This window comes from Flavobacterium sp. TSSA_36 (assembly GCF_051547165.1).
Lineage (GTDB): Bacteria > Bacteroidota > Bacteroidia > Flavobacteriales > Flavobacteriaceae > Flavobacterium.
Window position 1 is genome coordinate 281,044 of the sequence record NZ_JBPTTP010000003.1, and the last position, 18,629, is coordinate 299,672.

The window sequence follows — 18,629 nt, forward strand, 5'->3', positions numbered from 1 at the left end:
TTTGTATCGTATAAAATTATTATTATTTTTAAACGAAAGTTTAACTTTCACTAACCATTCATTTTTATGAAAAAACATAGCTTTGTTCCTTCAAAATTAAATCATGATTAACCCCTCAGCACCCGGTTGGATAGACAAATTCTTTATAGAGCATCCTATTTCTAAAGAAAATTCTATAGAAAGTAATGCTACATTTTACGAAAAAACTAGGGACACTGGTTTCATTTATGGTCACATTATCAAATTTGATACCATTAATACAATCGAATCTAAAAAATGGTTTAAAGAGGAAATTTCAAAAGTAGCGTTATTAAATACTCTTTTGGGAGTATACTGTTTGAATGAAAAAAAACCAACCTCCACTTTGTTTATAGAGAAAACATTGGATTTTTATAATCAAATGAATCCCGAAGGCTTTAATTTATTCAAAAAAATTCTTCCAAAGAACAGTAAATCGCAAACTCTAGAAAATTATATAGACGAAAGAGTTCAGACCAATGACGGCATTATAAATAAAAATTTTTCGCATTTGGTTACCAACGCGCTTTTGTTTATTGATATATTGGCTTTTTGTCAATACTTACAACAGGGAGAAATCCCTGAAAAATATTTAAAACGCATTGAAGCCACCGTGGTGAACATAGTTGCTTTGGCTTTAAAAATTAAAAGCAACAAAACTCCCTATGACGATTTATTAATTAAACTATTTGAAGCGTCCGTACGTTACACAAAATTCTCTAAAAATGCAGAAGTGACTTTAGAATCGCTTGAACTTGATTTTTATAGTCATGAATTAGAGAAAAAATACCTAATTGATATCACCAGTATGGCTTTATGGAGTGACGGAGTGATCGAAAAAGAAGAAGCTTATTTTTTATATACATTAGGAAAAACCTTAGGTATCACAGATGATTTTGTGGCAAAATCTATACATCATTCTAATGCATTCATCACACAACATAAAAACGAAATTCCTTATTTTAATTATTCAAATCCGGTTAAACATTTTTATGACCAAACCACTGAAAGTGTAAAAAATTTGGTGAACCGTAACAAAAAAAGATTGATTAAAGAGATAATGGAAAGTAAAGAATTAATGATTTTGCTAGCCCATTCTACTAGAAGAGATTTAAATGAAAAAGAAAAGAAAAAAATTCGAAAACAAATTTTAGATATCTGTAAAACAATACCTTCACTAACTATTTTTTTACTTCCAGGAGGAAGTTTGCTTTTACCTATTTTGATTAAATTTATTCCCACTTTGTTACCTTCCTCTTTCAATGAAAACCTAGAAGAGGATGAATAAACTGCACTCCTTTTAAACAATATTTTACATTGCTGTACTGCATAAAAAAAACGAAACAACAGTTTCGTTTTTTTTGTATAATTCATTTACGATTAAGAAAGCCATGCCTTCATCATCCAAATAGTTTTTTCCTGCTCTACAATAAAATCGCTCATCATTGAATTCGTTCCTTCGTCATCAATTTCTGAAGCTTGGGACAAAATATGTCTTTCAATGGTTAGCAATGCTCCTAGTGAAGATACAATCAATTGAATTGCTTTTTCATCGTTAGAAATATTTTTACCCACTTCTAATTGATTGTGCTTAATGTAATCTTCAAATGTATGCAACGGCGTTCCTCCCAAGGTTAAAACACGCTCTGCAATTAAATCAATTTTTAGCTGAGAATCATTATACAATTCCTCAAACTTTACATGCAAATCAAAAAAACGCTTCCCGCGAATATTCCAATGCATCCCACGTAAACTTTGGTAATACACTTGAAAATTTGACAATAAAACATTTAATTCTAGTACAATTTTATCCGTTTCTGCGATAGGTAATCCTATTGTATTCAGTTTCATAACGTAATTTTTAATTTTTCAAATACGAATTTACAACATTTAACAAGATAGCCTTCCCAATAAAATGTTACATTTTTCTGAGGTCAATTCCATGTGCTCCAATATCATTAAGCTTATTTTAACGAAAAAAGCCTATGAATTCACATAGGCTTCTATTAAATATAATGGAATTAAACATTAAATCTAAAATGCATAACATCTCCATCTTTAACCACATACTCTTTTCCTTCCACTCTAAATTTTCCAGCTTCCTTACATTTCGCTTCAGATCCATATTGAACGAAATCTTCATAAGCTATAACTTCAGCGCGAATAAAACCTTTTTCAAAATCAGTATGAATAACCCCAGCGGCTTGAGGCGCAGTAGCTCCAATATTAATAGTCCAAGCTCTCACTTCTTTAACCCCTGCTGTGAAATAAGTTTGTTGTTTCAATAATTTATAGGCTGCACGAATTAACACGGAAGCCCCAGGCTCTTCTAATCCCATATCTTCAAGAAAAACCTGACGTTCTTCATAGCTTTCTAATTCTGTGATATCCGCCTCAGCCCCTACTGAAAGCACGATTACTTCAGCTTCTTCATCTTTAACCAATTCGCGAACTTGATCTACATAGCTGTTTCCTTTTACGGCAGCACTTTCATCCACATTGCACACATACAATACTGGTTTTGCGGTAATCAATTGAAAACTTTCCATCAAAAGCTCCTCATCATTACTTTGAGGAAAAATGGTTCTAGCAGATTTTGCTTGTAACAGCGCTTCTCGAATTCGATCCAACAAAGCTTTTTCTGTTTGAGCCTCTTTGTTTCCTGTTTTTGCCGCACGGTTTACCTTCTCCAAACGTTTCTCTACGTTTTCTAAATCTTTTAATTGTAATTCAATATCAATAGTTTCTTTATCACGAATCGGGTTTACATTACCATCTACGTGCACAATGTTATCATTATCAAAACAACGTAATACATGAATAATCGCATTACATTCTCTAATATTTCCCAGAAACTGATTACCTAAGCCTTCTCCTTTACTAGCCCCTTTAACTAATCCTGCGATATCAACGATATCAACTGTTGCCATTTGAACTCGCTCTGGTTTTACTAATTCTTCCAATTTTTCAATTCGAGGATCGGGTACATTTACCACACCTATATTTGGTTCGATAGTACAAAAAGGAAAGTTTGCACTTTGCGCTTTGGCATTTGACAAACAATTAAACAAAGTTGATTTTCCAACATTTGGTAAGCCTACAATTCCTGCTTTCATAGTTTATATTTTTCTGAGAATGAAACAACAACTCTCTTTTTTAGCTATTGCATTTTTAAAAGTTTGCAAATATATGATTTAATATATCCTTGTTGAAAAACATTCTAAAAATTATTTAAAATCACAAAATTTGAAAATTTAATACAACATATAATAGTTTTTGTTAAATTAGTTTTACATTTAACAACATATTAACTTATCAATAACCAAAACTCGATCAATTTATGAAAAAACTAAGCTTATTATTTTTTCTTTTATGCTCCTTTATAATGGTAGCTCAAAAAGAAGTAACCGGTATGGTCAAAGACAGCCAAGGAAATCCTTTACCAGGTGTAAATATCATCGAAAAAGGAACTTCGAACGGAACCTCCACGGACATGGATGGAAAATACAAAATCAGAATTAACGAAGACTCCTTTTTAGTTTTTAGTTATGTTGGTTACACTACAGTAACAAAATCAACTTTAGGAATTGTTTTAAATGTAACACTTTCAGAAGAAGGCGGCCAAAACCTTGAAGAAGTTGTGGTAACAGGAACAAGAACCGCTCCAAGAAGTAATACTACCGCAGCATTACCAATAGACGTCTTGTCTTCTAAAGATTTGGTTGGCACTGGTCAAGTTACCTTTGATAAAGCATTACAATACAGAATTCCTTCTTTTAACACGGTAAACACCCCCGTTAATGATGCAACATCTTTGCTAGATCCTTATGAAATTAGAAACATGGGACCCAGTAGAACTTTAATCTTAATTAACGGTAAACGTAAAAACCTTAGTGCCCTAGTTTACGTTCAAACTTCTCCTGGACGCGGTGAAACAGGTGCTGATATTTCGGCAATTCCGACAGATGCTATTGAAAGAGTAGAAATTTTACGTGACGGTGCCTCTGCTCAATATGGATCAGATGCTATTGCAGGCGTAATGAATATAATACTAAAAAAAGGGGTTACCGGAGGCTCTGCTACATTACGATCTGGAATAACAGGTAAAGGTGACGGTGAAACATTCGGGTTGAGTATTAACAACGGAACAACTGTAGGAGATAATGGATTTGTGAACTACACCATCGACTTTTCTAAAACGGAGTTAGCTAACAGACCTGGCAAAGTGGATGCCGATGGTGAATTCAACTATTGGGGAGGGACAATTGCAGGTGTCAACACATTAGCAGATATTAAGAATTTCTTGGCATCAAAACCAGACGCTGGAAACGTCAATGGAACTCCTGAAACAGCCGCTGCAAAATTTTTAATAAATGGAGGTAAAAACATTAATGAGAATGCGCAATTTTATTATAATGCCGCCTATGTTTATAAAAAAGTAAATTCCTTTGCCAATTACAGAACGCCATATTGGAGAAACGCTGTTGACTATCCTTATTTACCATCCCTATTTGGAAACGGAACATTAGCTTCATATAAAGGATACGCTCCAACATTTGAAGGAGAATTAAATGATTACAACGCTACTTTTGGGTATAAATTAAATAAAAATGGTTGGATTGCTGATGCTAGTATTACTACTGGTGGCAATCAACAAAATTACACCGTTGGTAATTCTCAAAACAGATCAAAAGATAGCGACGGTAAATTTATCTACGCACAAAGTCCAACTATTTACACAGGCCCTATTCGCTTTAATCCTGGAGGTGTTGGGTTCACGCACTATGTTGGAAACATTGATATTACAAAAGAAATTTCAGATAAATTTAGTATTGGTTTTGGTTCAGAATTTAGAACTGAAATTTTTGAAGTTAGAGCTGGAGATGAAGCGTCATATATTGGTGTAGGAGCCGATTCTTATCAAGGAAACACACCTGAAAACTCAGGAAAATTCAACAGATATAACATCGGATATTATGCTAGTGCCTCTTATGACATTAGCGACAACTTCTTGGTTGACGGAACAATCCGTTTTGAAGATTACAGTGATTTTGGAAGCAAAACTGTTTGGAAAATCAGCTCTAGATATAAATTTTTGGATGACAAAATCACCCTAAGAGGTTCTGTGTCAACAGGATTCAGAGCTCCTACTTTGCATCAAATTTATACACAAAAAGTACAATCTTCTTTTGCTGCGGGAGGAATTCAATTAGAAGGTATTATCAATAACGTGTCATCTGCAGCTAGACTTAGAGGAATTCCAAGTTTAAAAGCAGAAAGCTCAACCAATTACACAATTGGACTGGGAGTAAAACCAACAAAAAACTTTAGTGCAACTTTAGATTATTACAACATTAGTGTTAAAGACAGAATTGTATTAGGGGACAGAATAACATTTAGCCCTGGCAATATTCAAGCATTCTTTACAAATGCAATTGACACTAAAACATCTGGATTAGATTTAGTGGCAAACTACAGAAACATCGAAATTGGCTCTAGTAAACTTGGAATTAATTTATCAGGCAACTACACTATTGAAAATGCTCTGGATAGTCCTGTTAGAAATATTGCAAGTGTTCAAGCGGTGAATCAAACCGTATTTGGAGCAACATCTGAAGCATTGCTACTTACTTCCAGACCAAAATTTAAAATTATTGCGGGTGCAGATTTAGAATTAAATAAATTTGCCTTTTCTTTAAATAACACGGTATTCGGACCTGCAAAATTTAAAAATGCAGATTTATATGATAAGGCTCTTACCGTTGAATTTAAAACAAAAGTAGTATCAGATTTAGGAGTAACTTATAAAGCTACTGATAAAATAAGTTTAGCGTTGAATGTAAATAATTTATTCAATGTACTTCCTGAATGGAAGTTAAAATCAGATGGTTCAGCTGGTGCTGATGCGATTCTTAACAACCCAGCAAAATTAAAAGATCAAATTAACGATTTAACCTTCAACGGTCGCTATTCACAAATGACTTATGATGGCTCTCATTTTAGCCAATTAGGAACTATGTGGAATCTTTCATTAAATTACAAATTCTAGTTAGCTAGCAAACTATTTACAAAGGGTTGTCATTTTGACAACCCTTTTCTTTTAAAAAATCATTACTTTTAGTATTCAATAAAAAAAGCTTGTTATGGCAAATCTATACAAGGACAAAATGGCCGTCATTTATGATCAAATGTATCAAACCTTCATAGATTATGATGAAGAATACCATTTTTATAATCAAATTTTAGGAAGACATCATTGTCAATCAGTTCTAGAACTAGGAAGTGGTGCGGGTAATTTAGCCCTACGTTTTTTTAAAAACAACCAAAGCTACATTGGATTAGATGCCAGCGAGGATATGATAGCCATCGCCCAAAAAAGAACCTCAAAAAGCACGTTTATTCATGGAGATATGAGAGAATTTGTTCTTGACGCTCCTGTAGATTCGATACTTATAACCGGGCGCTCTACTAGTTATCTTATTTCAAATGAGGATATTTATTACTGTTTTGATTCTGTTTATCAAAATTTAAATCCAGATGGGTTATTCATTTTTGACTGCATCGATGCAAATCGCTACATTCCCTACACAGAAAAAAACACAAGCATTATTCATCAAGCGGATTGTGAAGGGACTACATTCTACAGAGAGAGTAACTGGAAAATTACCACTGCAGATAATTTCCTAATGGAATGGACAGCAAAATACTACCAAATGCAGGATAATGAAAAAGAAATTATAGCAGAGGATTTTTCGACGGTGAGAGTTTTTACGCTCAACGAAATTGAATTATATTTGAATCTCAAGGGGTTTGAAATTCTCGAAACCATTGACAGACCTACTTATGCCTATGATACTTTTGTGATCATAGCTCAGAAGAAAAAAATAAACCTCAATGACTAAATCATTTCACAACATTCTCTATTACTTTTATAATTCCTTGCTCTTCATCTGTTGCGGCTAATCCAGAAAAATCCCAATAATTTGTCAGTATACTGTTTGTCTTGTTAATCAATGTTTTGTCTTTAAAAACTTGAGGTTCTCGATAAGTATAATTTTTATTACTAAAATTAGTGGTTACCAAATAATTTCTAACTTCAATATTTTTGGTCTCTTTTTTATACTCTTTTTCAAAGCCTATTTCTTCTTTAGAACTCACTAAAAAATAGTTAGAATCTTCAATTCTATAGGTGGTCTTAAAGTTCGATTTGTAGATGCTTTTAGAACCGACCTTATTAATTCGCTTGTTATCACTGGACAGGCTTCCTTCAGCAATTTTAGAACTTACTTCAACTATCAAATTCTTTTGATGATCATAGACAATTTTGAAATCATCTAAAACTTCCTTAAAAGGCTCTAATACTGTTGCGGTTAAAACGTAATAAGCATCATTTTCCGAATAAGAACGTATTAAGAAACTATATTTATCTTTTGTCTTAGGATTTAAAATTGGTGCCAAATATTTGAAAGAATAATAATTCTCCATGATATTATTCAAATTATACCCTAGTAAATCCATACTAACTTCTGCATCAATTGCTCCAAAAGATCTATTTTGCTCCACTAAAATGGTTGATTTTACCTTTTTTTGATCGTTAGTCAATTGAAAGTTAAGCAAACCATCTGTATAATAAGCATTTACATTATTCAACTTGAAAAATTCTCGACTATAGACTTTTAATCGGGCAGGGATATTAAAAGTTTTAATAGAATTGGCTACTAAATTTTTCAATATTTTCTGTGGATGCTGTCTGGTTACAATTAATTCATCTAATTTATTCAAATTACTTTTTAAATAAACTATGTTCTTATTAGGCTTCAAAGCCCCTGGTTTCATAGTCAATTCAACATAAGAAGGATGTGTAAATTGAATAGCTGTTCCTCCATTAATGATGTAACTCACCTGTCCCTCTTTGTTACTTAACAAAATTTGTTTTGTTTTCATAATCAAAACCGATACATCTTCAATAGGTAAATTAGTATCAACATCTTTAACAATTAGTGTCTTCTCAACTTTTTGAGCTAGCATAGAAATACTCAAAAGTAACAGACAAAGGAGTAGATTTTTTTTCATAAGCTTTCAATTAAAACGCAATACAATTTTGATAAAAATACAAAATAACACTAATGAATTGAAATTCATATAAAAATAAATCTGTTTTTATGTTAAAACCTAAAACACACCTAAAATTCATTATCAATACCAAACAAAAAGACCTGAGAAAATCTCAGGTCTTTTACCACTATGCTTTAAAAAACTATTCGTTATGTAAAAACGACTGTCTATTCAATAATGTTTCCTCTGATTCAACATGATTATCATCGGGAATACAACAATCCACAGGGCATACAGCTGCACATTGTGGTTCATCATGAAACCCTTTACACTCTGTACATTTGCCAGGAACTATATAATATACTTCATCTGAAATTGGAGTTTGAGCAGCATCTGCGTCTATAGAAGTGCCATCTGGCAAAATAATATTGCCTTTTAATTTAGTACCGTCTTTATATCGCCAATCGTCTGCGCCTTCATAAATTGCAGTATTAGGACATTCTGGTTCGCAAGCCCCACAGTTAATGCATTCGTCTGTAATAATAATTGCCATCTTTAACTAAATTTTAAAATTAAAATTTAAACGTAGTCGATTTTGTATTTGATTTTCATAATAAAAAAACAACTATTGTCTTTAGCTTCTAAAAAGCTTATTTTTGTGCAAAATTACAATCAAAAGATTTCATACACAAGCAATATGACATTAGAAACAAAAAAAAGTAAATTTATTGAATTAGGAAAATTCTTAAGTCAATTTTCTTCAGTAGAAAATCCTTCAAGATATGAAATTTTGGGTAATGATTTATTTTTTGACGAATGTCTTAATTTGATTGCTCTCTCTCAGTCGCATAATGGTTGGTACACACCAGAACAAGTATGTTTTGCTTTTCAATCTTGGTCTAAAGCGTTAACTCAAGAAAAGCTTGACCAATGGCTTTCTGCTTATGACTTCACAGACAGACAGCCTAAAACCGTAGCCTTGATTCTTGCTGGAAACATTCCTTTGGTAGGTTTTCATGATTTTTTATCGGTTTTGATTTCGGGCCATCGTGTCATGGTAAAAACCTCATCTAACGATCAACACTTACTCCCTTTTATAGCTAAATACCTAATTCATATTGCTCCTGAATTCAAAGACAAAATCACCTTTGTTGAAGGAAAACTAGAAGGTTTTGATGCAGTTATTGCAACCGGAAGCAACAATACCGCTCGTTATTTCGAATTTTACTTTAAAGACAAACCTTCGATAATTCGAAAAAACAGAAATTCTGTGGCTATACTATCCGGCAAAGAAACTGCACAACAATTAGAAGCCTTAGGAGAAGATATTTTTCGTTATTTCGGATTAGGCTGTCGCAATGTTTCTAAACTTTTTGTACCAAAAGACTACTCCTTTGTCCCCTTTTTTGAAGCAATATTCAAGTACAAAGAAGTAATTGAATACGAAAAATATGCCAACAATTATGACTATAATAAAGCGGTCTTCTTGATGAGCAATTTCAAGCTTTTGGACAATGGTTTTTTAACACTCAAGGAAGATTCAGGTTTTGGATCACCCATATCCAGTGTTTTCTATGAATATTATGAAAAAATTGAAGCGGTATTACAACGATTGGATGATGAAAATGAACATATTCAATGTATCGTTTCAAATTTTCCAAAGCACTACAGTATCCCATTTGGACATACTCAAAGTCCTGAATTATGGGATTATGCAGATAACGTAGATACAATTTCATTTTTACTAAATATAAACTAGAAAACGACTCAATTATTTCGAATAATTCACCATAATTTTAGAAATGAATGTCGAAATTTGCACTTTTAAATTTTAGGACACTACACAACCATGAAAAAACACAACTACAGCGCAGGACCAAGTATTTTAACCCCCGAAGTTTTTGAAAAATCAGCACAAGCGATTTTAAATTTCAACAACTCAGGATTATCCATTTTAGAAATTTCCCACCGCAGTAAAGACTTTGTTGCTGTAATGGAGGAAGCCAGAGCACTTGCATTAGACTTATTAGGTTTAACAGGCAAAGGTTACCAAGCTTTATTCTTGGCTGGAGGAGCTAGTTTAGAGTTTATTATGGCGCCTTATAACTTGATGAAAGAAGGTGGAAAAGCCGCCTATCTAGATTCCGGAACTTGGGCTAGTGCTGCCATTAAAGAAGCTAAAAATTTTGGAGAAACTGAAATTGTAGCTTCCTCTAAAGAACAAAATTACAATCATATTCCAAAAGGATATACAGTGCCTGAAGATGCCGATTATTTTCACTGTACGAGTAACAACACCATTTTTGGAACCCAAATGAAAGAATTTCCAAAATTGAATATTCCAGTTGTATGTGATATGAGTTCGGATATTTTTTCTCGTGTTTTAGATTTTACTCAATTTGATATTATCTATGCTGGGGCACAAAAAAATATGGGACCTGCAGGAACAACTTTGGTTATTATCAAAGAAGAAATTTTAGGCAAAAACGGTCGTGTGATTCCAAGCATGTTGGATTACGCTAAACATATCAAAGCAGAGAGTATGTACAATACTCCACCAGTTTTCCCAATATACACTTCCCTATTGACTTTACAATGGTTGAAAAACTTAGGAGGAGTGGCTGCCATCGAAAAAATCAATAACGAAAAAGCTGCTTTATTATACAATGAAATCGACAGAAATCCATTGTTTAGAGGAACTGCTGCTGTAGAAGACCGTTCGAATATGAACGTTACTTTCTTATTGAACGACGAAAATCACAGTGCAAAATTTGACGAAATGTGGAAAGCTGCTAACATTTCAGGGCTTCCAGGGCACCGTTCTGTTGGTGGTTATAGAGCGTCTATCTATAATGCGATGCCAATAGAAAGTGTTCAAGTTTTGGTGAATGTTATGAAAGCTTTGGAAGCAGCGGTTTAATCGCTTACACCAAATTTTCTTGAAAGCACAACTCCCCTAGCCCCGATAGTAGTGGATATCCTTTTCTATTTTTCTTTAAAAATAGAAAAGATTACTTCACTAAACTTTTATTTACATAGGAGTTCAGTGAATTTCATTTGCAACGGATAGCGGGATTAGCTCCTAAAAAAATAAAAATATAGTATATTGATTCTTTGGCACAAACAAGGAATTAGAGAAACAAAATGAAAACAAAATGAAAATATTAGCCAATGACGGAATTTCAAAAAGTGGAATTCTAGCTTTAGAAAAAGGTGGTTTTGAAGTAATCACTACAAAAGTGGCGCAAGAACAAGTGGCCAATTTTATTAATGAAAACAACGTGAGCGTTATCTTGGTAAGAAGCGCTACCAAAGTGCGCAAAGACATTATCGATGCTTGTCCTGGTATCAAAATTATTGGTCGTGGTGGTGTTGGTATGGACAATATTGATGTGGACTACGCTAAAAGCAAAGGGATTCACGTAATCAACACGCCTGCTTCTTCCTCAGAATCGGTAGCAGAATTAGTTTTTGGACATTTATTTACTGGGGTTCGTTTTTTACACGACTCGAACAGAAATATGCCTCTTGAAGGAGACTCAAATTTTGATGGTTTGAAAAAAGCCTACGCTAATGGTACGGAACTAAGAGGAAAAACTTTAGGAATTGTAGGTATTGGACGTATTGGTCAAGCTACAGCAAAAATGGCTTTGGGATTAGGTATGAAAGTTATCGCTGCCGATAGTTTTATTCCTCAAGTAGACATTAAAGTGGAGTTTTTTGATGGACAATCAATAACAACTACCATTGTTTCTCAATCTTTAGAATCGTTGTTTCAAGAAGCAGACTTTATTACTTTGCACGTACCAGCACAAGACGGCTACATTATTGGCGAGGAGCAATTGGCTACTATGAAAGACGGCGTAGGAATTGTAAACTGTGCGCGTGGTGGCGTAATTGACGAAGTTGCTTTAGTAAAAGCTTTAGACAGTGGAAAAGTAGCTTTTGCAGGTTTAGATGTTTTTGAAAGCGAGCCAAAACCAGAAATGGCGATTTTGATGCATTCTAAAATCTCGTTGACACCTCATATTGGTGCAGCGACAGGTGAAGCGCAAGACAGAATTGGTACAGAATTAGCTTCACAAATTATTGCTTTGTTAGGATAATTTAAAGCTTTCAAAATACTAAAAGGGTAATTTATAAACAAACGTTATAAATTACCCTTTTTTAATTAAATTTGAGAATACTTTAAATCTAAAATCCTATGTTTGAGCAATTAACACAATTAGTGCAGCAATTTGGAGAGGATACTGTTGTAAAAAACAGTGCTATTCCAAATGAGCATAACGAAGCCGTTATGCAGGAGACAGGCAACTCCATATTGTCAAGTTTACAACAAATGGCTTCTGGAGGAGGCATTGAACAATTAGCAGGTTTGCTTAAAGGCAATACTACACTTGATGGTTCGAATCCTGCAGTACAACAAATTACAGAACAAGTAACGGGTAATTTGAGTGAAAAATTTGGTTTAAGCAGCGAAACGGCTTCAAGTGTTGCTGGTGGAATGATTCCGCAAATTTTAGGCGGATTGATGGGTAAAGCCAATGATCCTAACGATAGTTTTCAAATTTCTGATATTATTGGAGCTATTTCGGGAAATAGTGAGCAAGCAAGCGGTATTATGGATACCATTTCTAAATACGGAACGCAATTTGGTTTAGATCAAAATGCTGATGGCAAAGTAGATATTAGTGACGCTATGAATCTAGCAAAAGGCAGTGGAGGAATTGGAGGAATATTAGGTAAATTATTTGGAAAATAAAAGAAAAAACAACCTATTCCTAACGTCATTTCAACAGTGAGATGACGTTTTTTTTTATGATAGAATTTAGAAATTTAATTGGCAAAATTTGTAAATTTCAATTTCATTTCTAAACCATGAAGAATATACTTATTAGTATTGTAATTATAGCAATTGTTAGTGCTTGTGCTACTCCAAAGACGAAAGTTGCACTGGTTCCAACGGTAAAATCTATAGAAAATGATACCGTAAGAATTGCCAATGATTCTCTGGAATACGAAGTAATCATTATTGACCCTGGTTTTACTAATTGGTTAAATTCTATGGCGTTACCGCGAGGGTATTATTCTCAAACCTATCTTGAGAACAAAAACAGATTCTATATTATAGAATGGAATAGTAGGGCGCAACAGCCCAACCGATTTAATCCTAATTTATACGAAATGATTATCAATTATGAACCACAAATTAATTATGGTTATGAAGTCAATTATTTAATTTACAATTACATGATTTACTTTCAAAATCGCTATCACCAACGATTATTTGGCAATGTTCCGCCACGATAGTTTAGTATATTTGTATTATTGACATTTTAGAATGAAAAAATTAAAAGAACGTTGGGGAATAGAAAGTAACTTTCAACTGACCATAATATTTATTGTTTTTGCCATTACCGGTTCAGCTTCTGCATGGCTTTCAAAACCATTTTGCCTTTGGTTATGCATTTCCAAAGAAGATTTTGGATTTTGGTTCACTCCACTCCGACTCCTACTTATTTTTCCAATTTATCAAGTGCTTTTGGTTTGCATAGGATTTTTATTTGGTCAATTTCGATTCTTTTGGACTTTCGAAAAGAAAATGCTCCGAAGTATGGGACTCGGTTTTCTATTTAAAACATAAAAAAAGCCTCATTACTGAAGCTTTTTTTGTTGGTATTAATTAAGAATTTTTCTGTTTCTTGATGAGATAAGTGTATATCCAAGTCAAAGTAAACGTAGGAATAACATCCGAGAAAGGAAAGGCTTCTTCTATAAATGTAATCGCTCCGGCTACTTTCCCAACACTTCCTTTGTACATCCAGGTCATCAAAAAACCCGCTAAAGGTGCCCAAATGACATCTGAGAATTCACCTATCATTGGTATGGAAAAAGAAAGCATTCCGATAGCATCAAACAAAATACTCAAGAATAAATGTCTTCTTTTTTGAGAAGCTTCGGTGCTAATTTCTGCTTGGTTTGTCATTTTTTAATTTTTGAAAAAGTCCAAACAAAAGTAGTGCCTTTTATTCTTGCTTGATCATATTGAAAAAATCATTTCTATTTTCTTTTTCATTAAAAATCCCTCCATATTGAATGGTAGAGGTAAAACTAGTTTCATCCTTAATTCCGCGACTCGATACACAAAGATGTTTGGCTTCCATGACAATGATGACATTATCGGTTTCCAAAACGGTTTTTAGTTCATTAAAAATCTGCATAATTAAACGTTCTTGCACTTGTGGTCGTCTTGAATAATAGTCAACGATTCGGTTCAATTTTGACAAACCAATCACTTTTCCGCTTGAGACATAACCAATGTGTGCTTTACCTACAATTGGCAAGAAATGATGTTCGCAAGTAGAGTTGAAATTGATATTTGCTTCAACCAACATTTTGTCATAATGATAACTGTTGTCAAAAACAGAAATTTTAGGTTTGTTTTTAGGATCTAAACCACTGAAAATTTCTTGGATGTACATTTTGGCCACACGAAATGGCGTTCCGCTTAAACTATCATCTGTCATATCCAACCCCATTTCTTCCATAATGGCATGAAAATAATGTTCAATGCGCTGCATCTTTTCGGCATCCGATTTTACAAATGCATCAGCTCTAAGAGGCGTGTCTGCGCTAGTGGCTTGGTGATTATCACCTAAAATTTCAATTAATTCTCTGTCTAATACTGTGTTCATCTTTAGGTGTTATTTATTTTAGTAATGTAGTAAACGATTCAGAAAGCTTGTTCATTTTTGGAGTAATTACGTAATGACAATACGATTGTTCCTTATTGCGTTGGTAATAGTTTTGATGGTATGTCTCGGCTGGATAAAACGTAGTCACAGGCGAAAGTCTTGTAACAATCGGCGCGTCATAGATTTTTGCTATCTCTAGTTGATGCATGTATGCTAACGCACTTTTTCTTTGTTCTTCAGAATGATAAAAAATTTCACTTCGGTATTGGGTTCCTTTATCAGCCCCTTGACGGTTTAAGGTGGTAGGATCATGTGTTGCAAAAAATACTTCAAGCAATGTGCTATAAGAAATTTGCTCAGCGTCAAAACTAATTTGTACGGCTTCAGCATGTCCAGTTGATCCGGTACAAATATCCTGATATGTAGGATTCAGGAGTGTCCCACCCAAATACCCTGACATTACACTTTTCACCCCTTTTAACTCCAAAAAAATAGCTTCTGTACACCAGAAACACCCACCAGCAAATGTTGCAAAATTGTCACTCATTCTTTGTAATTTATTTTTTGTTGAACAAAAGTACAAAAATATTAAACAAAATAACTTCTTTAACGTAAGATTAATAATTGTTTTTTCTAAAATAAGTGTAAATCCTGAACAGAAAAATTAAAATCTTTGTTTCTTTGTAAAAACAAATTGGAATGATACTAGCAAAAAACATATCTAAATCTTACGACCAACTAGCAGTATTAAAAGGTGTTGATTTACATATAGCCAAAGGAGAAATAATTTCAATTGTAGGGGCATCAGGGGCGGGAAAAACCACATTACTGCAGATTTTAGGCACATTGGACAGACCCGACAACAACGAAAATTCAAGTTTATACATCAATGGTGAAGATGTTTTACAAATGAACGATAAAGACTTATCTCGTTTTAGAAACTTAAACTTAGGATTCATTTTTCAATTTCATCAATTGTTGCCTGAGTTTTCGGCTTTAGAGAATGTATGCATTCCCGCATTTATTGCAAAAAAAACAAAAACAGCCACTGAAATTGAAGCCAAAAAAATATTAGAATATCTAGGCTTATCCCATAGAATTCATCACAAACCAAACGAGCTTTCTGGTGGAGAACAACAGCGAGTGGCCGTTGCAAGAGCGCTCATTAATAAACCCGACATTATTTTTGCGGATGAACCTTCCGGAAATTTAGACACCAATTCAGCCGAGAATCTACATCAATTATTTTTTAAACTTAGAGATGAATTTGGGCAAACCTTTGTGATTGTTACTCACAATGAAGATTTGGCAGCTATGGCCGATCGAAAATTAGTTATGGTAGATGGTCAGATAAAACTATAATGATACTTATATTACTAAGTTGGATTTACATTAGCTTTAGTACAATTACTATTGGTTTTTACACTAATAGAATAGTTCGATTAAAGAACAATAACTTAATAATCTACTCCATTTTAGGCCTATTTTCTACCACAATATTCACAACAATATGGGCTATATTTGGAAGAATACATTTTGAATTTCATATTGTATACTTTTTGATTAACCAATATCTATTTTTCAAATACAAAGAAAACATTCAATCAGATTTTTTGAACTTTCGAAATGAATTAACCTCACTTCAACTTCATTTAAAAATAATTGCAAGCGCCATTACTGTTCTAATTATTGCTCAATGTGCCTCGATTCCATATATCATTGATAACGAATCCTACTATATTCAAACCATCAAATGGATTAATGAATATGGACTTGTTAAAGGCTTAGGAAACTTACATTTTTTTTTAGCTCAAACTAGTGGCTGGCACATTCTTCAAAGTGCTTTTAATTTTTCATTTATTTATCAGAATTTCAATGATATCAGTGGTTATTGTTTATTACTAGGAAACATTTTTTCTATTTTAAAATTAAACGAATACAACAAAACCAATGATATAAACGCACTAATAATTGGACTTTTACCAATAGCTAACCTATTTTTTTTTCAATTTATTAGCTCACCTTCCCCTGACATTCCAATCTATGTAATCTCATTTCTAATTTTTCATTATTTTAATCAATATAATAGAAATCTAAAAATTGAGCATTTTAATTTAATACTAATATTGGTGCTTTTTTCAATATTTATAAAAACAACTGCTATTGTTTTAGTAGCATTCCCGATATTATTATTTTTCAAAAACTTTAAAGAATTAATGCCTAAATTACAAATCTCAATATTAATTTCCTCCCTTATTCTTTTCATTTTTATTTTAAAAAACAGTATCATTAGTGGTTACCCATTCTTTCCGATATTACATTTTGATTTCTTAAAAACAGATTATCAAGTACCAAAAATAATTGCTGATTTGTATTATCAAGAAACCAAACTTTGTGGCTATTTTATTACAATTGATGAATACCAAAATTTGTCATACTTTGAATTATTTTTAAGGTGGTTATCTTTACCCAAATTACATGGTATTTTCAACAAATGGAGTATAATTCTAGTAATTTCAACACCTTTATTGATTTACAAATTTTGCAATAAAAAAGAATTTTGGATTCTATATAGCATTATGTGTTTTCAATTGTTATTGTTATTGTTTACTTCCCCTCAATATAGATTCTTTTTCAATTTTTTATTATTGTTTACTTTTTATAAAATGGCTATTCTTATTCATAGAGTAAAACATCTCCCTTTCTTATTGTATTGCTCAACTTTGATTTGTGGCCTTGTACTACTTATGCCAATTAATTTAAGTGCTTTTAACCAAAACAAATTCACGTTATCATTAAGTAATTTTTCACTAAAAAACATCATATTTCCTTACAAAAATTCTAAATTCAATACCGAGTTTGAACCCATTCACGATGGAAACCTATTGTATTTTTCACCTATTGAAAATGACTTTTTTTGGGGATCAGGGGACGGAAAACTTCCATGTGTAAATAAAAATCAAGTCGAATATTTTTATCATTATTATAAAGTAAAACCTCAAATGCGGACTACAAAATTAAAAGATGGTTTCTACTCCAAAACATTTTCAAAATAGTAATCATGACACCATCCGAACTCAAAGACTTTCTAGACGAAAAAGTACTACAATACAACACTTTAGATTTCATCGAAAGTGATCCTGTTCAAATTCCGCATTTGTTTACACAAAAAGAAGACATTGAAATTGCAGGATTTTTGAGTGCTACTATCGCTTGGGGTAATCGAAAAATGATCATCAAAAACAGTTTTAAAATGATGGAATTGATGGGAAATTCACCCTATGATTTTGTACTCTCTCATCAAGAAATCGATTTGAATAGATTAGAAAATTTTGTACATCGCACGTTTAATAGTTACGATTTTCAAGCATTTATAAAGGGATTACAACACATTTACAGGCATCATGGCGGATTAGAATCTGTATTTGCAAAACATCAAGAAGCCACAAGTGTCCAGAAAAGCATTCATGAATTCAAAAAGGTTTTCTTTGAAACTACACCTCTATCTCGATCTCAAAAGCACATTTCGGATCCGTTGAATAATTCGGCGGCTAAAAGAATCAACATGTACTTGCGTTGGATGTGTCGTCAAGATAATAAAGGAGTCGATTTAGGTATTTGGAAAAGCATTTCTCCTTCAAAATTATCTTGCCCTTTGGATGTTCATTCCGGGAATGTGGCGCGTAAATTAGGTCTTTTGAGCAGAAAACAAAACGATGCCAAAGCCTTGAATGAATTAGATACAAAGCTAAGAGCATTAGACCCAGTTGATCCTGTAAAATATGATTTTGCGCTATTTGGACTAGGCGTTTTTGAAGGATTTTAAAAACATAATCCATTAAAAAACAAAAAGTTATTCCT

At 33.0% G+C, this 18,629-nt stretch carries 19 protein-coding genes; 12 read left to right on the forward strand and 7 right to left on the reverse strand.

Features of this window, described 5'->3' with window-relative positions; all coding sequences use genetic code 11:
- Nucleotides 1-103: 103 nt before the first annotated feature.
- The gene (locus tag ACSVH7_RS07880; RefSeq protein WP_438066170.1) at nt 104-1,306 is read left to right on the forward strand and encodes an LETM1-related biofilm-associated protein; all 1,203 of its coding nucleotides are present in this window, start codon (nt 104-106) and stop codon (nt 1,304-1,306) included.
- Nucleotides 1,307-1,398: 92 nt separating this feature from the next.
- Here ACSVH7_RS07880 and ACSVH7_RS07885 read toward each other — a convergent pair whose 3' ends face one another.
- Both ACSVH7_RS07885 and ychF read right to left on the reverse strand, forming a co-directional pair.
- A complete protein-coding gene (locus ACSVH7_RS07885; protein ID WP_438066171.1) occupies nt 1,399-1,869 on the reverse strand; it encodes a Dps family protein in 471 nt (156 codons plus the stop codon).
- Between the two features lie 170 nt (nt 1,870-2,039).
- A complete protein-coding gene (gene ychF / locus ACSVH7_RS07890) occupies nt 2,040-3,134 on the reverse strand; it encodes a redox-regulated ATPase YchF (protein ID WP_438066172.1) in 1,095 nt (364 codons plus the stop codon).
- A 224-nt stretch (nt 3,135-3,358) separates the two neighbouring features.
- Here ychF and ACSVH7_RS07895 point away from each other — a divergent pair, with 224 nt between their 5' ends.
- Both ACSVH7_RS07895 and ACSVH7_RS07900 read left to right on the forward strand, forming a co-directional pair.
- Nucleotides 3,359-6,067, forward strand: a complete 2,709-nt coding sequence (locus ACSVH7_RS07895) for a TonB-dependent receptor (RefSeq protein WP_438066173.1) — start codon at nt 3,359-3,361, stop codon at nt 6,065-6,067.
- A gap of 94 nt (nt 6,068-6,161) precedes the next feature.
- Nucleotides 6,162-6,920, forward strand: a complete 759-nt coding sequence (locus ACSVH7_RS07900; protein ID WP_438066174.1) for a class I SAM-dependent DNA methyltransferase — start codon at nt 6,162-6,164, stop codon at nt 6,918-6,920.
- A gap of 1 nt (nt 6,921) precedes the next feature.
- Here ACSVH7_RS07900 and ACSVH7_RS07905 read toward each other — a convergent pair whose 3' ends face one another.
- Entirely contained in the window at nt 6,922-8,091 is a 1,170-nt protein-coding gene (locus ACSVH7_RS07905; RefSeq protein WP_438066175.1) for a hypothetical protein, read from the reverse strand.
- Nucleotides 8,092-8,275: 184 nt separating this feature from the next.
- A complete protein-coding gene (locus tag ACSVH7_RS07910; protein WP_438066176.1) occupies nt 8,276-8,626 on the reverse strand; it encodes a 4Fe-4S dicluster domain-containing protein in 351 nt (116 codons plus the stop codon).
- 144 nt (nt 8,627-8,770) lie between these two features.
- Here ACSVH7_RS07910 and ACSVH7_RS07915 point away from each other — a divergent pair, with 144 nt between their 5' ends.
- From ACSVH7_RS07915 to ACSVH7_RS07940, 6 genes are all read left to right on the forward strand, one after another.
- Nucleotides 8,771-9,832 (forward strand): acyl-CoA reductase, encoded by a 1,062-nt coding sequence (locus ACSVH7_RS07915; RefSeq protein ID WP_438066177.1) that lies wholly within the window; start codon nt 8,771-8,773, stop codon nt 9,830-9,832.
- A 90-nt stretch (nt 9,833-9,922) separates the two neighbouring features.
- Nucleotides 9,923-10,993, forward strand: coding sequence for a 3-phosphoserine/phosphohydroxythreonine transaminase (gene serC, locus ACSVH7_RS07920; RefSeq protein WP_438066178.1), 1,071 nt, complete (start codon nt 9,923-9,925; stop codon nt 10,991-10,993).
- A gap of 235 nt (nt 10,994-11,228) precedes the next feature.
- The gene (locus tag ACSVH7_RS07925; protein WP_438066179.1) at nt 11,229-12,179 is read left to right on the forward strand and encodes a D-2-hydroxyacid dehydrogenase; all 951 of its coding nucleotides are present in this window, start codon (nt 11,229-11,231) and stop codon (nt 12,177-12,179) included.
- Between the two features lie 98 nt (nt 12,180-12,277).
- Nucleotides 12,278-12,835 (forward strand): DUF937 domain-containing protein, encoded by a 558-nt coding sequence (locus ACSVH7_RS07930; protein WP_438066180.1) that lies wholly within the window; start codon nt 12,278-12,280, stop codon nt 12,833-12,835.
- A gap of 116 nt (nt 12,836-12,951) precedes the next feature.
- Complete coding sequence (locus ACSVH7_RS07935; RefSeq protein ID WP_438066181.1) at nt 12,952-13,383, forward strand: DUF6146 family protein; 432 nt, start codon at nt 12,952-12,954, stop codon at nt 13,381-13,383.
- A 31-nt stretch (nt 13,384-13,414) separates the two neighbouring features.
- Nucleotides 13,415-13,717, forward strand: coding sequence for a DUF6787 family protein (locus ACSVH7_RS07940; protein WP_438066182.1), 303 nt, complete (start codon nt 13,415-13,417; stop codon nt 13,715-13,717).
- A 39-nt stretch (nt 13,718-13,756) separates the two neighbouring features.
- Here the strand turns inward: ACSVH7_RS07940 and ACSVH7_RS07945 are convergent, their stop codons facing one another.
- From ACSVH7_RS07945 to msrA, 3 genes are read right to left on the reverse strand one after another with little or no spacing between them, the layout of a single operon-like run.
- The gene (locus ACSVH7_RS07945) at nt 13,757-14,059 is read right to left on the reverse strand and encodes a hypothetical protein (RefSeq protein WP_438066183.1); all 303 of its coding nucleotides are present in this window, start codon (nt 14,057-14,059) and stop codon (nt 13,757-13,759) included.
- Between the two features lie 40 nt (nt 14,060-14,099).
- The gene (folE, locus tag ACSVH7_RS07950) at nt 14,100-14,768 is read right to left on the reverse strand and encodes a GTP cyclohydrolase I FolE (RefSeq protein WP_438066184.1); all 669 of its coding nucleotides are present in this window, start codon (nt 14,766-14,768) and stop codon (nt 14,100-14,102) included.
- 13 nt (nt 14,769-14,781) lie between these two features.
- Nucleotides 14,782-15,315: a peptide-methionine (S)-S-oxide reductase MsrA gene (gene msrA / locus ACSVH7_RS07955; RefSeq protein WP_438066185.1), complete on the reverse strand. Its 534-nt coding sequence runs from the start codon at nt 15,313-15,315 to the stop codon at nt 14,782-14,784.
- A gap of 152 nt (nt 15,316-15,467) precedes the next feature.
- Between msrA and ACSVH7_RS07960 the strand changes: the two genes are divergently transcribed.
- Genes ACSVH7_RS07960 through ACSVH7_RS07970 form a run of 3 tightly spaced genes read left to right on the forward strand, consistent with a single transcriptional unit; the run spans nt 15,468 to nt 18,594 of the window.
- Nucleotides 15,468-16,130, forward strand: a complete 663-nt coding sequence (locus ACSVH7_RS07960) for an ABC transporter ATP-binding protein (protein ID WP_438066186.1) — start codon at nt 15,468-15,470, stop codon at nt 16,128-16,130.
- Nucleotides 16,130-17,824: an LIC_10190 family membrane protein gene (locus ACSVH7_RS07965; RefSeq protein WP_438066187.1), complete on the forward strand. Its 1,695-nt coding sequence runs from the start codon at nt 16,130-16,132 to the stop codon at nt 17,822-17,824. Before ACSVH7_RS07960 ends, ACSVH7_RS07965 begins: the two co-directional genes overlap by 1 nt.
- Before the next feature lie 5 nt (nt 17,825-17,829).
- Nucleotides 17,830-18,594 carry a TIGR02757 family protein gene (locus ACSVH7_RS07970; protein WP_438066188.1) on the forward strand — a complete coding sequence of 255 codons (765 nt, stop codon included), beginning with the start codon at nt 17,830-17,832 and terminating at the stop codon, nt 18,592-18,594.
- The last annotated feature ends 35 nt before the right edge of the window (nt 18,595-18,629 follow it).

What these genes read in the sequence shown, in the direction of transcription:
- ACSVH7_RS07970 (WP_438066188.1), top strand. Translation starts at nt 17,830, where the DNA reads ATGACACCATCCGAACTCAAAGACTTTCTAGACGAAAAAGTACTACAA.
- ACSVH7_RS07960 (WP_438066186.1), top strand. Translation starts at nt 15,468, where the DNA reads ATGATACTAGCAAAAAACATATCTAAATCTTACGACCAACTAGCAGTA.
- msrA (WP_438066185.1), bottom strand. Translation starts at nt 15,315, where the DNA reads ATGAGTGACAATTTTGCAACATTTGCTGGTGGGTGTTTCTGGTGTACA.
- ACSVH7_RS07945 (WP_438066183.1), bottom strand. Translation starts at nt 14,059, where the DNA reads ATGACAAACCAAGCAGAAATTAGCACCGAAGCTTCTCAAAAAAGAAGA.
- ACSVH7_RS07915 (WP_438066177.1), top strand. Translation starts at nt 8,771, where the DNA reads ATGACATTAGAAACAAAAAAAAGTAAATTTATTGAATTAGGAAAATTC.
- ACSVH7_RS07910 (WP_438066176.1), bottom strand. Translation starts at nt 8,626, where the DNA reads ATGGCAATTATTATTACAGACGAATGCATTAACTGTGGGGCTTGCGAA.
- ACSVH7_RS07880 (WP_438066170.1), top strand. Translation starts at nt 104, where the DNA reads ATGATTAACCCCTCAGCACCCGGTTGGATAGACAAATTCTTTATAGAG.
- ACSVH7_RS07935 (WP_438066181.1), top strand. Translation starts at nt 12,952, where the DNA reads ATGAAGAATATACTTATTAGTATTGTAATTATAGCAATTGTTAGTGCT.
- ACSVH7_RS07905 (WP_438066175.1), bottom strand. Translation starts at nt 8,091, where the DNA reads ATGAAAAAAAATCTACTCCTTTGTCTGTTACTTTTGAGTATTTCTATG.
- ACSVH7_RS07930 (WP_438066180.1), top strand. Translation starts at nt 12,278, where the DNA reads ATGTTTGAGCAATTAACACAATTAGTGCAGCAATTTGGAGAGGATACT.
- folE (WP_438066184.1), bottom strand. Translation starts at nt 14,768, where the DNA reads ATGAACACAGTATTAGACAGAGAATTAATTGAAATTTTAGGTGATAAT.
- ACSVH7_RS07940 (WP_438066182.1), top strand. Translation starts at nt 13,415, where the DNA reads ATGAAAAAATTAAAAGAACGTTGGGGAATAGAAAGTAACTTTCAACTG.
- ACSVH7_RS07900 (WP_438066174.1), top strand. Translation starts at nt 6,162, where the DNA reads ATGGCAAATCTATACAAGGACAAAATGGCCGTCATTTATGATCAAATG.
- ychF (WP_438066172.1), bottom strand. Translation starts at nt 3,134, where the DNA reads ATGAAAGCAGGAATTGTAGGCTTACCAAATGTTGGAAAATCAACTTTG.
- ACSVH7_RS07965 (WP_438066187.1), top strand. Translation starts at nt 16,130, where the DNA reads ATGATACTTATATTACTAAGTTGGATTTACATTAGCTTTAGTACAATT.
- serC (WP_438066178.1), top strand. Translation starts at nt 9,923, where the DNA reads ATGAAAAAACACAACTACAGCGCAGGACCAAGTATTTTAACCCCCGAA.
- ACSVH7_RS07925 (WP_438066179.1), top strand. Translation starts at nt 11,229, where the DNA reads ATGAAAATATTAGCCAATGACGGAATTTCAAAAAGTGGAATTCTAGCT.
- ACSVH7_RS07885 (WP_438066171.1), bottom strand. Translation starts at nt 1,869, where the DNA reads ATGAAACTGAATACAATAGGATTACCTATCGCAGAAACGGATAAAATT.
- ACSVH7_RS07895 (WP_438066173.1), top strand. Translation starts at nt 3,359, where the DNA reads ATGAAAAAACTAAGCTTATTATTTTTTCTTTTATGCTCCTTTATAATG.